Raw genomic sequence first — 14103 nt, 5'->3', positions numbered from 1 at the left:
CTCTTTTCTTTTGCAGACCGATTATAAATGGAGATAATAAATGGCAGATATACAAGAAAATATTAGAAATTTTTGCATAATTGCTCACATAGATCACGGTAAATCCACCCTTGCCGACAGACTGATAGAAGCGACTCAAACTCTATCCGACAGGGAAATGCAGGAACAGGTGCTTGACAACATGGACCTGGAAAGAGAAAGAGGAATTACAATAAAGGCTCAAACCGCAAGGTTAAAGTATAAAGCCTCCGACGGCAAGGAGTATACATTTAATCTCATTGATACTCCGGGACATGTTGATTTTAACTACGAAGTGTCACGTTCTCTTGCCGCCTGTGAAGGAGCGTTGCTTATTGTGGACGCAGCGCAGGGAATAGAAGCTCAAACCCTTGCAAATGTGTATTTGGCATTGGATCATGACTTGGAAGTTCTTCCGGTAATTAATAAAATTGATCTTCCGAGTGCCGATCCTGAAAGAGTAAAGGAAGAAATAGAAGACGTAATAGGAATAGAAGCTGAAGATGCACCGATGATATCCGCAAAGAACGGAATTAATATTGATCAGGTGCTTGAAATGATTGTAAAAAAGATTCCCGCTCCCGGCGGAGATAAGAGTGAACCGCTGAAAGCTCTTATATTTGATTCATACTACGATCAATATAAAGGTGCCGTAATATTTGTACGAATAATGGAAGGGACGGTTAAAAAAGGCACAAAGATAAAGCTCATGGCTTCAGGCGCAGTGGAAGAGGTTGTTGAAGTCGGATACTTTGAGCCGGGACAGTTGGTTCCGAGTGATGAATTAACGGCCGGAATGGTAGGTTACATAACAGCGGCAATTAAAACCGTTAAGGATGTAAACGTAGGTGATACTGTTACCGAGAGCGGCAGACCTTGTGCAGAAGCGCTGCCGGGATATAAGAAGACCAATCCGATGGTTTATTGCGGATTATATCCTGCCGACGGCTCTAAGTATCAGGATTTAAGGGATGCTCTTGAAAAATTACAGCTTAATGATGCGGCGCTGTCATATGAGCCGGAGACATCTGCAGCTCTCGGTTTCGGATTCAGATGCGGTTTCCTTGGATTGCTTCACCTGGATGTGGTTCAGGAGAGACTTGAGAGAGAATACGGTCTCGACCTTATTACAACGGCTCCCGGAGTTGTATATAAGGTACATTTAACGGACGGAGAGGTGTTTGATCTTACAAATCCTTCCAATCTCCCGGACGTATCATCTATTGCATATATGGAAGAACCGATTGTTAAGGCTGAAATAATGACAACCAGCGAGTATGTCGGAACAATAATGGAACTCTGTCAGGAAAGACGAGGAATATATGAAGGCGTTGACTATATTGAACAGACAAGAGCTCTTGTTAAGTACGAACTTCCGCTCAACGAAATTATTTATGACTTTTTTGACGCTTTAAAATCACGCTCAAGAGGATACGCTTCATTTGACTATGAATTGGCGGGATATAAGCGGTCAAAACTGTGTAAGCTGGATATTCTCATTAATAAAGAAGAAGTGGATGCCCTTTCATTTATTGTATTTGAAGGAAGTGCCGTTGAAAGGGGACGGAAAATGTGCGAAAAGCTTAAAGGAGAAATTCCGAGACAGCTCTTCGAAGTACCTATTCAGGCTGCAATCGGCAACAGAGTAATAGCGAGAGAAACAGTAAAGGCCATGCGAAAGGATGTGCTTGCCAAGTGCTACGGCGGAGACATTTCCCGTAAGAAAAAGCTGCTTGAAAAGCAGAAAGAGGGAAAGAAGCGAATGAGACAGATCGGTAAGGTACAAATTCCTCAAAAGGCATTTATGAGCGTTCTGAAGCTTGAAGAAGAGTAATTTCATTTGATATACAATTATTTATTATTAACGGGGAAACAGTTTTATGAAAAAAATATTTTTGATCGGCGGAATCGTTGCCGCATCTGCAGTCACCTTTGCGGGATGTAATAAAAATACCGGTGCGGAAGAAAAAAGAATTGCAGAATATTTTAAAGCTAATACTTCCGCGGAATCATCACAGAGGTCAATCGCAGGAACAATAGCATATGACGGAGTGCAGGGAGGAGCGTCAAAAAACACGGATATTTCAATTTCCGGAGAATATTACGTTTATTATGACGATTCCGCAAAAGAAAGCAGAATAAGAAGTACGGATCATGTGGAAGATAAGATAAATAACACCAACACATATACAGAAACTTATATAGTGGGAAATGATGACGACGCTAAAAAAATAGATGTATATACCGGAACCGGCAGCAGTCCGGATAATCTGAAATATGTAAGAAATATCTATAATACTTCGGATTATTTCCCAACCTCAACTAACACAAAAGCGGGAGATTTACTTCTTAAAGAAAATAAGGAGAAATTCAACAATGCATCATGTGAAGTCGTTGAGAGATACATGGCCGTAAAGGATCTGGACAACTCAGTAAAAAATTACATAATAAATGCGACCAAAAATCTGTCCGGTGTGGATATTAACGAAGCATCTGCCAAAATAACTTATTATTTTAATATAGAAACAAAGAAATTGGAGGGAACCGTTCTCGACCTCAAAGAAGGTTTAAAAGCAAAGGTAAATGAGTATAACAGCAAGAGCTCCAATACCGACAAAATAGAGGACTTTGATGTTGATAAGTTTGAGATATCCAACACGCTTGTAACTAATCAGGTGGATAGAATAAAAATAAGTGATGAGATTAAATCGGCGCCGGTTGAAAATGAATCTTCAGAATCCGAGTCTACCGAAAAGAGTAATTAATTGAGATAATGTATTGACGGCGTATATGGTATATGATATTATACAAAAGTTGTTAAACAATAAGCAGGGTGACCGCTCTCACCTAAGGCGTTTTGTCGGCTTGGGTATTGAATAAGATAATTAATACTGACGTTACGCCGTCAGATATATATAAGATCTTAGACAAGTGGAAGCCTTATGGGTTCCGCTTTTTTTGTGCCCGTTCGGAATACATTTGTGAGAGAATGATCTAACTCTTGCATAATTATAGGAGGTATAATTATCAGCGACTTATTTATTAATGAACAGATACGTGATAAAGAAGTTCGTGTTATCGGCGCGGATGGTGAGCAGCTGGGTATAATGTCCGTAAAAGAAGCTCTCGAGCTTGCAAGAGAAGCGGATGTGGACCTCGTTAAGATTGCTCCTTCCGCTAAGCCGCCGGTATGTAAACTTATTGATTACGGTAAGTACAGATATGAGCTTGCAAGAAAAGAAAAGGAAGCACGTAAGAAACAGAAAGTTATTGACATTAAGGAGATAAGATTTTCTCCGAATATCGATACCAATGACCTTAATACCAAGATTAATGCGGCAAGAAAATTTATCGAAAAAGGAAGCAAGGTTAAGGTTTCGATGAGATTCAGAGGCAGAGAGATAGCACATACGGAGAGCAGTATTCACGTACTTACTGACTTCGCAAAGGAGCTTGAAGATATTGCCGTCATAGAAAAAGCGCCTAAGATGGAAGGCAGAACAATGTCAATGTTCTTAACAGAAAAGAAATAATCGTTTAAAAGGAGAATTTTATCATGCCAAAGATGAAAACTAACAGAGCAGCAGCAAAGCGTTTTAAAGTTACCGGAACAGGTAAGCTTAAGAGAATGAAGGCTAACAAGAGCCATATCCTTACTAAGAAGAGCTCAAAGAGAAAGAGAGATCTTAGAACGGCAACAATGACAGATAAGACAAATGAACAGGTAATGAAGAAGATTTTACCATATCTTTAATTTATATCGAAAAAGAGATCGTATAAGAGTTATATTTAGGAGGAATAATAAAAATGGCAAGAATTAAGGGTGGACTTAATGCTAAGAAGAAGCACAGAAGAATTTTAAAACTCGCTAAGGGTTACATGGGTGCAAGATCCAAGCAGTACAGAATTGCAAAGCAGTCTGTTAAGAGAGCTCTTGCAGAAAGCTACAAGGGTAGAAAGCAGAGAAAGAGAGATTTCAGAAAGCTTTGGATCGTAAGAATCAATGCTGCTGCAAGAATCAACGGTCTTTCATACAGCAACCTTATGCACGGTCTTAAGGTTGCGGGTATCGACCTTAACAGAAAGGTTCTTTCAGAGATGGCGGTTAACGATGCGGCAGGTTTTGCTAAGGTAGCTGAGGCAGCTAAGGCGGCTCTTGCAAAGTAATCGGTACAATAGTAAACACGGGTATTTGATGTGCTCCATACGGTTTGTGGAGACATCGGATACCCGTGTTTTATTATGTAATCATACGATAATAAGCCGGTAAAAGTATATATACTGCGGAATCATATTGAGAAGCGGCCGTGTTTGATTTCATAAACAGCTGCTTAACAATATTTATTTACATTTTATCAAATTAATTATTTTTTTACACATAAATTAGCACTCTTCACTTGACGGTGCTAACAACTAAGAGTAGTATATAGTCAAGTTAAGAAAGCGGAGGATACAGTCTATGAATATTAATAAATTTACACAGAAATCTATAGAGGCTGTTAATGGATGTGAGAAGATCGCTTATGATTACGGTAATCAGGAGATTGACCAGGAACATTTCTTGTATAGTCTCTTAACAATTGATGAGAGTTTAATTGCAAATCTGTTTGAACACATGGGAATATCAAAGGATGACATTACGGCGGACATTGAAAGACTGCTTAATTCAAAACCAAAGGTATCAGGTTCAAACGTATCGTTGAGAGTCAGCAACCCTCTTAATAAGGTATTTAACGATGCGGAAGACGAGTCAAAGGCAATGGGAGATTCGTATGTATCGGTTGAACACCTTATGCTTGCCATGATAAAGGCTCCTAACGATAATTTGAAATCTCTTTTCAAAAAATACAATATTACAAGGGAAACATTTTTAAAGGCGTTATCCGAGGTAAGGGGAAGCCAGGTGGTTGATTCCGATAATCCAGAAGCTAAGTATGACGTACTTAAGAAATACGGTCAGGATCTCGTTGAAAGGGCAAAAGAGGGAAAGCTTGATCCGGTTATAGGAAGAGACAGCGAAATAAGAAACGTAATAAGGATACTTTCCAGAAAGACAAAGAACAATCCTGTTCTTATAGGTGAGCCGGGTGTAGGTAAAACCGCCGTTGTTGAAGGCCTTGCGCAGAGAATCGTAAACGGAGATGTGCCTGACGCCTTGAAAGATAAGAAAGTATTTGCTCTTGACATGGGTGCTCTCGTTGCGGGTGCAAAATACAGAGGTGAATTTGAGGAAAGATTAAAGGCTGTTCTCAATGAAGTTAAGAACTCAAACGGTGAGATAATACTGTTTATCGACGAGATTCACACCATAGTCGGAGCAGGTAAGACAGAAGGCGCAATGGATGCCGGAAACTTGCTTAAACCTATGCTTGCAAGAGGAGAGCTGCATTGTATCGGAGCAACAACCCTCAATGAGCACAGACAGTATATTGAAAAGGATGCGGCTCTTGAAAGAAGATTCCAGCCTGTTATGGTTGACGAGCCTACCGTGGAAGATACCATATCAATCCTCAGAGGATTAAAGAACAGATATGAAGTATATCACGGCGTAAAAATAACCGACGGAGCATTGGTTTCGGCCGCAACATTGTCTGACAGATATATTACGGACAGATTTTTGCCTGATAAGGCCATCGACCTTGTGGATGAAGCCTGCGCAATGATAAAAACGGATTTGGATTCCATGCCAGCGGAATTGGATGAAACAAGGCGAAGAATAATGCAGTTGGAAATTGAAGAAGCTGCATTGAAGAAAGAAACCGACAATTTAAGTAAGGAACGTCTTGCAGAATTGCAGAAAGAACTTGCGGAAGAAAAAGCCGGATTCGATGAAAGAGTTGCCAAGTGGAATAACGAAAAGGCAAGTGTTGATAAAGTAAGCAAGTTAAAAGAAGAGATAGAACAGCTCAATAACAAAATTGAGCAGGCAAAGAGAGATTATGATCTCGAACTTGCGGGAAGACTTCAATATGCCGAACTTCCTAAGCTCGAAGCAGAATTAAAAGCTTCAGAAGAGAGCATTAAGGGAAAGGATATGCAGCTTGTACACGAAAGTGTAACTGAGGATGAGATTGCGAAAATCGTATCCAGATGGACCGGAATTCCGGTAATGAAACTTTCTGAAACCGAAAGACAGAAAACCCTCGGTCTTGCGGATATTTTACATAAGAGAGTCATCGGACAGGATGAGGCTGTTACAAAGGTTACAGAGGCTATTATAAGATCTAAGGCAGGTATCAAAGATCCTAAGAGACCTATCGGTTCGTTCCTGTTCCTGGGACCTACCGGTGTCGGTAAAACAGAGCTCGCAAAATCCCTTGCCGAGAGCTTATTTGACGATGAGAATAATATAGTAAGAATTGATATGTCTGAGTACATGGAGAAATATTCAGTGTCCAGACTTATCGGAGCGCCTCCGGGATATGTGGGATATGAAGAGGGCGGTCAGCTTACGGAAGCCGTAAGAAGAAAGCCATACTCCGTGGTACTGTTTGATGAGGTTGAAAAAGCTCATCCGGACGTATTCAATGTGCTTTTACAGGTGCTTGATGACGGAAGAATCACCGATTCACAGGGCAGAACCGTCGACTTTAAAAACACCATAATAATTCTTACAAGTAATATAGGTTCAATGTATTTGCTTGAAGGCATCGATGAGAACGGTGAGATAAAGGAAGAGTCAAGAGACATGGTAATGAATGACTTAAGAGCTCATTTCAGACCTGAATTCCTTAACAGAATTGATGAAATTATCATGTTCAAACCTCTGAATAAGGATAATTTAAGCTATATTGTCGACCTTCTTATCAGCGGTGTTAATAAGATGCTTGAGGACAAAGAGGTAAGTATCAGACTTACAGATGCAGCCAAGACATACGTTATTGATAACGGTTATGATCCTAATTTCGGTGCAAGACCTCTTAAGAGATATATTCAAAGAACGGTTGAAACACTTGCCGCAAGAATTATATTAGAGGGTGATATTGATACCGGAAGCGTAATCGAAATTGATCTAAAAGACGGTCAGTTAGATGCAAAAGTGGTTAAATAATATAAAATAATCATATTAATATAACAATAACCCTGCTAAACATCCAAAACCAAAGATTTTTTGAAATCTCCCGATTGTCAGCGGAAGCGACAGTCGGGAGGTTTTTATATATATCTTGACATAAATAAAAAAAAGGAATATTCTAATTTGCAAATCAGTCGCAAATTGAACAGATAATATGTAAGGAGAATGTTATGCCTAAATATCAGACTAAACAGCGAACTCTTCTGTTAACTTATCTTAATCAGCATCCGGATGAGCTTCTGTCTGCCAAAGAAATAGCGGAAAATATTAAGACGGATAAGATAAGCGTCAGTTCCGTATACAGAAATCTTGCGGACCTGGAAGAGGACGGAATGATAGTAAAGCATGTTCCCAACGGAACAAGAGAAGTTTATTACAGATATATAGGCGCTGAAAGGTGCAAAGGGCATATACATGCCTCATGTACGAAATGCGGAAAGACTTTTCATATCAAAAAAGACTATGTAGCGGACTTATCCGATTCGTTAAAAAAAGAGGACAATTTTCTGTTAAGTACGGAAGAAACCGTTTTGTACGGAATATGCGGAGATTGTCAATGAGTATAAAAATTTGTTAAATATTCAGTTAAGATGTACTTATGCCTATAAAAGGCTGTATTGTGAAAGTGGGAAATGTATATGAAAATAAATAAAAAAATATTAGGTTTAACAGGTGCTGGCTTAATTGCGGCGGGAATATTCGCGGGATGCGCGGGAGGATCTTCTCAAAATACGACAGGCGGGAATAATGAAAAAATAAAAGTCGTGACCACGATTTATCCGGAATATGATTGGGTGAAAAATGTTGCGGGAAACAGCGGCAATGTTGATGTGGAATTATTGCTGAAAAACGGAATAGATATACATAATTACAGCCCAAGTGTTGAAGATATGGCGAAAATATCCGATTGCGATTTATTTATATATGTCGGCGGACCTTCCGATAAGTGGGTGGAAGGAGCTCTTAAAAATGCCGCAAATAAAAACATGAAGGTAATTAAGCTTCTCGACGTTGTGGCGGACAATCTTAAAGAAGAGGAGACCGTTGAGGGAATGCAGGATGCAGATCATGATCATGACAATGAAGAATCCCACGGCGGCGAAAATGCCAATGAATCTCATAACGAAGAAAAAGATACCACGGAATATGATGAACATGTCTGGCTGTCACTTAGAAATACAGAGAGATTTGTAGACGAAATAAAGAATAATCTTGTGGAATTGGATTCGTCAAATGCCGATGCATATTCCTCAAATGCAAAAGCCTATAACGGAGAATTGGAATCGCTTGATAAGGAGTATACACAGGCGGTGAGCTCATCTTCGTTAAAGACAATTCTCGTTGCCGACAGATTTCCTTTCAGATATATGGTTGACGACTACGGACTGTCGTATTATGCGGCATTTGACGGCTGTGCCGCCGAAACAAACGCAAGCTTTGAAACCATTGCGTTCCTTTCAAATAAGGTTGACGAATTAAATCTTAAGCATGTTTTAAAAATAGACGGAAGCGACGGTAAAATAGCCAAAGCGGTAGTTGACAATACAAAGAATAAAAATCAGGAAATTCTGGAGCTGGATTCAATGCAGTCCGTAAATGACGATGAGATTAACGGCGGTACAACATATTTGAGTATTATGAAGAACAATCTTGAGGTTTTAAAGAAGGCTTTAAGTTGAGTCCGGTAAAGTATTACGGAGGAAGAAAACATGGCGCAGCTTATATGTGAAAACGTATCGCTCGGATATGACAACAAAACCATATTGAACAATCTCTCCTTTTCCGTTAACAGCGGAGATTATCTGTGTATAGTAGGTGAAAACGGTTCAGGTAAAAGTACTCTTATGAAGACAATACTCGGATTAAATAAGCCTATGAGCGGAGATATATTTTTCGGTGATAATATGAAAAAGGGAGATATAGGTTATCTGCCGCAACAGACAGACGTCCAAAAGAATTTTCCTGCTTCCGTAAGAGAAATAGTTTTATCGGGATGTCAGTCAAGGGCAGGCCTCAGACCGTTCTATAATAAACATGAGAAAGAGATGGCTTCAGACGCCATGAAGAGAATGAGAATCGAAGAATTCTCCAAAAGGTGCTACAGGGAATTATCGGGAGGACAGCAGCAAAGGGTTCTGCTTGCAAGAGCACTTTGCGCAACACAAAAAATGCTTTTGCTCGACGAACCTGTATCGGGGCTTGATCCAAAGGTGACGGCAGAAATGTATGAACTCATTTCCGGGCTCAATAAAGAAGGAATAACAATAATTATGATTTCTCATGACATAGATGTTGCAATAAGAGAGGCAAGTCATATATTACATATATGCGAAAAACCGTTTTTCGGAACTAAAGAAGAGTATCTGGCGAGCAATTTAGGCAGTAAATTTATTGAACGGGAGGATATATGATGGAAGTCTTTGAAAAAATAGCACTGTATATGCAATATCCTTTTGTCAGATATGCTTTGATAGTGGGAGTTCTTATTGCTTTATGCTCGGGGCTGTTCGGAGTGACTCTTGTGCTTAAGAGATTTTCGTTTATAGGAGACGGGCTGTCGCATATTGCATTCGGAGCAATTGCTATTGCAACCGTAATGAAATTGTCCAACAACATGCCTCTTGTAATTGCTGTTACGGTGATATGTGCGATTCTTATGCTTCGCACAAGTCAAAAAGCCAAGATAAAGGGAGACGCCGTCATAGCCATGATATCCGTGGGATCTCTGGCCGTGGGTTATCTGATTATGAATATTTTTCCTACGTCAAGCAACATAGCAGGTGATATAGACAGCGTTCTGTTCGGATCAACATCCATACTTACACTTTCGGTTACGGATGCAGTCTGGTGCGGAATATTGGCATCGGCGGTAATAGCCGTATTTATATTCTTCTATAATAAAATATTTGCGGTTACGTTTGATGAGGACTTTGCCAGGGCCGCGGGAACGAGAGCAAGTGCATATAATTTACTTATTGCGGTGGTCATTGCGGTGGTTATTGTGGTTGCGATGAATCTTGTAGGGTCATTGCTTATATCCGCTTTGGTTGTTTTTCCGGCTGTTTCGGCAATGAGAATATTCAAAAGCTTTCTAAGCGTTACAATATGTTCGGGTATCCTTGCCGTCTGCACCTCGGCAGCGGGCATTTTGATATCCATAGTTGCCGGCACTCCGGTCGGGGCAACCATAGTTGTGGTTGATATTATCGTATTTATTTCATTTTTTATTATCGGAAAAATATGCAGAAAATAAAAATGTCACAGGCGGTTTATGCCTGTGACATTTTTTATAACAGATAATGTTGTCGCGCAAATAAACCGATAATATATAAATCGGATTATTTATTTGCTCTGTATCGTTTCTTTGAATCGAGAATTTTCTTACGTAGTCTTAAATGTTCCGGAGTAATCTCAAGAAGCTCATCTGTATCGATGTAATCGAGAGCCTGCTCAAGGCTGAGAATTGTCGGAGGAACAAGACGAAGAGCATCGTCTGCACTGGCTGCACGGGTATTTGTAAGATGCTTGGTTTTACATACATTTACTTCAATATCTTCCGTTCTCGGATTTTCTCCGACTATCATACCGGCATAAACCTCTTCGCCGGGTGATATAAACAATGAGCCGCGCTCCTGAGCGTTAAACAGACCGTATGTAACGGCAATACCGCTTTCGTATGCTATAAGAGATCCGTTTTTCCTGTATGAAATATCACCCTTATATTCTTCATATCCGTCAAAAGAAGTGTTGATTATTCCGTTACCTCTTGTTTCCGTAAGGAACTGACCTCTGTATCCTATAAGTCCTCTTGAAGGGATTCTGAATGTAAGTCTTGTGTTATTGTCGGCAATAGGTGCCATTCCGAGAAGTTCGCCCTTTCTCTGAGAAAGAGATTGAATAACGGAACCTGAATATTCTTCGGGAACGTCAATTACCGCATTTTCCATAGGCTCCATTTTCTTACCGTTTTCTTCTTTATACAGTACTTCGGCCTTGCTGACCGCAAATTCATACCCTTCACGGCGCATATTCTCGATAAGAACGGAAAGATGAAGCTCTCCTCGTCCGGAAACCTTAAATGAATTTTCCACACCCGGAGTTTCTTCCACACGGAGACTCACATCGGTATTAAGTTCGTTAAAGAGTCTGTCTCTTATGTGTCTTGATGTAACGAATTTACCTTCTCTTCCTGCAAGAGGGCTGTCATTTACCATGAAATCCATGGATATGGTAGGTTCGGATATTTTCTGGAACGGAATCGGATCAGGATTGTTTACATCACATATGGTATCGCCTATTTTAAGATCCGTGATACCGGATACTGCGTAAATATCACCACATGTGGCAACATCAACATCTGTCTTGTTTAAGCCTTCAAATGTATACAGTTTGGTTATTCTCACCCTTTTGTTTCTTGTTTCATCATGGTGATTAACTATAACAACTTCCTGATTTACCTTAAGAGATCCCTGATCCAATTTACCTACGCCGATTCGTCCGGTGAATTCATTGTAATCTATTGTGGATATAAGCATTTGTGCAGGAGCGTCAGGATTGCCGCCCGGAGCCGGAATGTGATTAACGATGGCCTCAAACAGAGGAGTAAGATCCTTAGGTTCATCGTCAAGTTCGTTAAGAGCATATCCTGACTTTGCGGATGCATAAATAAACGGACAGTCAAGCTGTTCGTCATTTGCTCCGAGCTCTATGAAAAGTTCAAGTATTTCGTCGATAACTTCCTGAGGTCTGCTGTCGGGTCTGTCAATCTTGTTTATACATACGATAACAGAGAGATCAAGAGAAAGAGCCTTATCCAATACGAATTTAGTCTGGGGCATAACGCCTTCGAAGGAATCAACGATTAATACAACACCGTTAACCATTTTGAGAACACGTTCAACCTCTCCGCCGAAGTCAGCATGTCCCGGTGTATCAATAATATTTATTTTTGTATCTTTATAGAATACGGATGTGTTCTTTGAAAGTATTGTTATTCCTCTTTCTTTTTCAAGGTCGTTGGAATCCATAACTCTGTCTTCAACCGTCTGATTTGAACGGAATGTACCGCTCTGTTTAAGAAGCTCGTTAACCATGGATGTTTTACCGTGGTCAACATGGGCTATAATGGCGATATTCCTGATATTCTCACATGTACTCATTATTTTGTCCTTTCAGATTCTGATCAATTTGTATATAGATTATTCCTTATAATATGTAATATTACGGTTCAAAAAAATATAACTTTTACATTCTATCACAACATAACTGTATATGCCATTAATATTATATTTGTTAAAGAAAACAGTTAAAAACTTTATAATCTGAATAAAATGTATATTGTATTTATTTACGTTATATTTGCAAATGGGTTTCTCATGTTATATTATTTTATTGATTTTTGTAAATGCTTTGTTGTAACAGGTATTTTATGCAGCTGAGTAAGCTTTTTAGTATTGAAAGGATCACAAATTAATGAACGAGCATATGGACTTCGATGACATTTTTGACGAAAAGCCACATGATAAATGTGGAATCTTTGGCGCTTATGATTTGGACGGAGATAATGTAGCACAGACCATATATTACGGACTGTTTTCTCTTCAGCACAGAGGACAGGAGAGCAGCGGTATATCCGTAAGTGATACGAACGGACCTACGGGAGTGATTACATGTAATAAGGGCAGAGGGCTTGTTAATGAAGTTTTTGATCAGGAAAAGCTTGATAAGATGCATGGCAATCTCGGCGTAGGACATGTACGTTATTCGGAAGCGGGTAAGTCCGGAATAGAATTTGCCGAGCCTCTCGTTGTAAATTATTATAAGGGAACGCTTGCATTAACACACAACGGTAATATCGTTAATGCAAATGAGCTTAAAGAGAAGCTTTCATATGATGGTGCTATTTTCCAGAGCGGTTCTGACTCAGAAATCGTTGGATATCTTTTAGCGCGTGAAAGAGTTAAGACAAATTCAGTTGAAGAAGCTCTTCTCAATGCATGTAAGCAGCTCAGAGGTGCATACTCACTTGTAATTACAAGTCCGAGAAAGTTAATTGGTGTAAGAGATCCATTTGGTTTCAGACCACTTTGTATCGGAAAGAGAGATAATACATATTTCATTACTTCCGAAACATGTGCTCTTGACACTGTAAATGCGGAATTCATAAGAGATGTTGAACCCGGAGAGATAGTTATCATCGATTCAGAGGGCAATATCACTTCCAACAAAGAGTTGGCGGCTCCTACCCCTGCAAGATGTATATTTGAAAATATCTATTTTTCAAGACCGGACAGTGTATTTGACGGAGTGGGAGTAAATGCTTCAAGAATACAGGCAGGCAAGATACTTGCAAGAAAGTTCCCTGTTGAGGCCGATGTTGTATTCGGAGTTCCGGAATCGGGAAATCCCGCAGGACTCGGATATGCCATGGAATCAGGAATACCTTATATTAACGGATTTATAAAAAACAGTTATGTGGGCAGAACATTTATCAAACCGCGTCAGTCTCAGAGAGAGACAGCCGTTAAGATAAAGCTTAATCCGATTAAGGAAGCCATCGAAGGCAAGAGAGTCGTTATCGTTGATGATTCAATTGTTCGCGGAACAACATCTTTAAGAATAGTAAATATGCTTCGTGCTGCCGGAGCAAAGGAAGTTCATGTAAGAATAAGCTCACCTCTCTTCCTTCATCCTTGTTTCTTCGGTACTGATATTCCGTCCGAAGAGAACCTGATAGCAACGGGAAGAAATGTTGAACAGATATGTGAATATATCAACGCCGATTCTTTGGGATTTCTTGATTTGGAAGATTTGGACGATGTGGTATTCGGACATAAGGGATATTGCGATGCATGTTTCTCAGGCAATTACCCTGTGGAGCCTCCAAAGGAATATCTTGAAAAGAAGAATAAGAAATAATAAATTGTTTTTATAAAACAAGAATTAATATAATGGCTATAATTTTAAAATGGTATTTTAAAATTATAGCCATTAAGTATAATTATACTTAA

General features: G+C 39.6%; 12 protein-coding genes. 11 read left to right on the top strand and 1 reads right to left on the bottom strand.

Going from position 1 to position 14103, the window contains the following annotated elements; all coding sequences use genetic code 11:
- Positions 1–40: 40 nt before the first annotated feature.
- The 10 genes from lepA (at position 41) to ACYQ1N_RS00225 (ending at position 10346) form a co-directional block, all read left to right on the top strand.
- Positions 41–1852, top strand: a complete 1812-nt coding sequence (gene lepA, locus ACYQ1N_RS00270; protein WP_459831318.1) for a translation elongation factor 4 — start codon at positions 41–43, stop codon at positions 1850–1852.
- A 46-nt stretch (positions 1853–1898) separates the two neighbouring features.
- Positions 1899–2783 carry a hypothetical protein gene (locus tag ACYQ1N_RS00265; protein WP_459831316.1) on the top strand — a complete coding sequence of 295 codons (885 nt, stop codon included), beginning with the start codon at positions 1899–1901 and terminating at the stop codon, positions 2781–2783.
- A gap of 276 nt (positions 2784–3059) precedes the next feature.
- Positions 3060–3551 (top strand): translation initiation factor IF-3, encoded by a 492-nt coding sequence (gene infC / locus ACYQ1N_RS00260; RefSeq protein WP_459831748.1) that lies wholly within the window; start codon positions 3060–3062, stop codon positions 3549–3551.
- 23 nt (positions 3552–3574) lie between these two features.
- Positions 3575–3772: a 50S ribosomal protein L35 gene (gene rpmI, locus ACYQ1N_RS00255; protein ID WP_177955918.1), complete on the top strand. Its 198-nt coding sequence runs from the start codon at positions 3575–3577 to the stop codon at positions 3770–3772.
- Positions 3773–3825: 53 nt separating this feature from the next.
- On the top strand, positions 3826–4185 hold the full coding sequence (gene rplT, locus ACYQ1N_RS00250) for a 50S ribosomal protein L20 (protein WP_459831314.1): 360 nt from the start codon (positions 3826–3828) through the stop codon (positions 4183–4185).
- A gap of 292 nt (positions 4186–4477) precedes the next feature.
- Positions 4478–7069: an ATP-dependent chaperone ClpB gene (gene clpB / locus ACYQ1N_RS00245; RefSeq protein ID WP_459831312.1), complete on the top strand. Its 2592-nt coding sequence runs from the start codon at positions 4478–4480 to the stop codon at positions 7067–7069.
- A 194-nt stretch (positions 7070–7263) separates the two neighbouring features.
- Positions 7264–7653 (top strand): Fur family transcriptional regulator, encoded by a 390-nt coding sequence (locus ACYQ1N_RS00240; RefSeq protein ID WP_459831309.1) that lies wholly within the window; start codon positions 7264–7266, stop codon positions 7651–7653.
- Between the two features lie 78 nt (positions 7654–7731).
- Positions 7732–8772: a metal ABC transporter substrate-binding protein gene (locus ACYQ1N_RS00235; protein WP_459831307.1), complete on the top strand. Its 1041-nt coding sequence runs from the start codon at positions 7732–7734 to the stop codon at positions 8770–8772.
- Positions 8773–8802: 30 nt separating this feature from the next.
- Positions 8803–9504, top strand: a complete 702-nt coding sequence (locus ACYQ1N_RS00230) for a metal ABC transporter ATP-binding protein (RefSeq protein WP_459831305.1) — start codon at positions 8803–8805, stop codon at positions 9502–9504.
- Positions 9501–10346 carry a metal ABC transporter permease gene (locus ACYQ1N_RS00225; RefSeq protein ID WP_459831302.1) on the top strand — a complete coding sequence of 282 codons (846 nt, stop codon included), beginning with the start codon at positions 9501–9503 and terminating at the stop codon, positions 10344–10346. The genes ACYQ1N_RS00230 and ACYQ1N_RS00225 overlap by 4 nt, the downstream gene beginning before the upstream one ends.
- 85 nt (positions 10347–10431) lie before the next feature.
- On the opposite strand, the gene typA is transcribed toward ACYQ1N_RS00225, so the two are convergent.
- Complete coding sequence (typA, locus tag ACYQ1N_RS00220; protein WP_459831299.1) at positions 10432–12252, bottom strand: translational GTPase TypA; 1821 nt, start codon at positions 12250–12252, stop codon at positions 10432–10434.
- A gap of 313 nt (positions 12253–12565) precedes the next feature.
- On the opposite strand from typA, the gene purF reads away from it, so the two are divergent.
- Positions 12566–14011, top strand: a complete 1446-nt coding sequence (gene purF, locus ACYQ1N_RS00215) for an amidophosphoribosyltransferase (RefSeq protein ID WP_459831297.1) — start codon at positions 12566–12568, stop codon at positions 14009–14011.
- Positions 14012–14103 lie beyond the last annotated feature (92 nt).

Source organism: Howardella ureilytica (genome assembly GCF_054657495.1).
Note: the sequence above shows the minus strand (reverse complement) of the source record. Positions and strands in the feature narration are given on the sequence as shown.

Bases quoted from the DNA above. Each gene is read 5' to 3' on its own strand.
- clpB (WP_459831312.1), top strand. From the start codon at position 4,478: ATGAATATTAATAAATTTACACAGAAATCTATAGAGGCTGTTAATGGA.
- typA (WP_459831299.1), bottom strand. From the start codon at position 12,252: ATGAGTACATGTGAGAATATCAGGAATATCGCCATTATAGCCCATGTT.
- rplT (WP_459831314.1), top strand. From the start codon at position 3,826: ATGGCAAGAATTAAGGGTGGACTTAATGCTAAGAAGAAGCACAGAAGA.
- lepA (WP_459831318.1), top strand. From the start codon at position 41: ATGGCAGATATACAAGAAAATATTAGAAATTTTTGCATAATTGCTCAC.
- rpmI (WP_177955918.1), top strand. From the start codon at position 3,575: ATGCCAAAGATGAAAACTAACAGAGCAGCAGCAAAGCGTTTTAAAGTT.
- ACYQ1N_RS00230 (WP_459831305.1), top strand. From the start codon at position 8,803: ATGGCGCAGCTTATATGTGAAAACGTATCGCTCGGATATGACAACAAA.
- ACYQ1N_RS00265 (WP_459831316.1), top strand. From the start codon at position 1,899: ATGAAAAAAATATTTTTGATCGGCGGAATCGTTGCCGCATCTGCAGTC.
- purF (WP_459831297.1), top strand. From the start codon at position 12,566: ATGAACGAGCATATGGACTTCGATGACATTTTTGACGAAAAGCCACAT.
- ACYQ1N_RS00225 (WP_459831302.1), top strand. From the start codon at position 9,501: ATGATGGAAGTCTTTGAAAAAATAGCACTGTATATGCAATATCCTTTT.
- ACYQ1N_RS00240 (WP_459831309.1), top strand. From the start codon at position 7,264: ATGCCTAAATATCAGACTAAACAGCGAACTCTTCTGTTAACTTATCTT.
- ACYQ1N_RS00235 (WP_459831307.1), top strand. From the start codon at position 7,732: ATGAAAATAAATAAAAAAATATTAGGTTTAACAGGTGCTGGCTTAATT.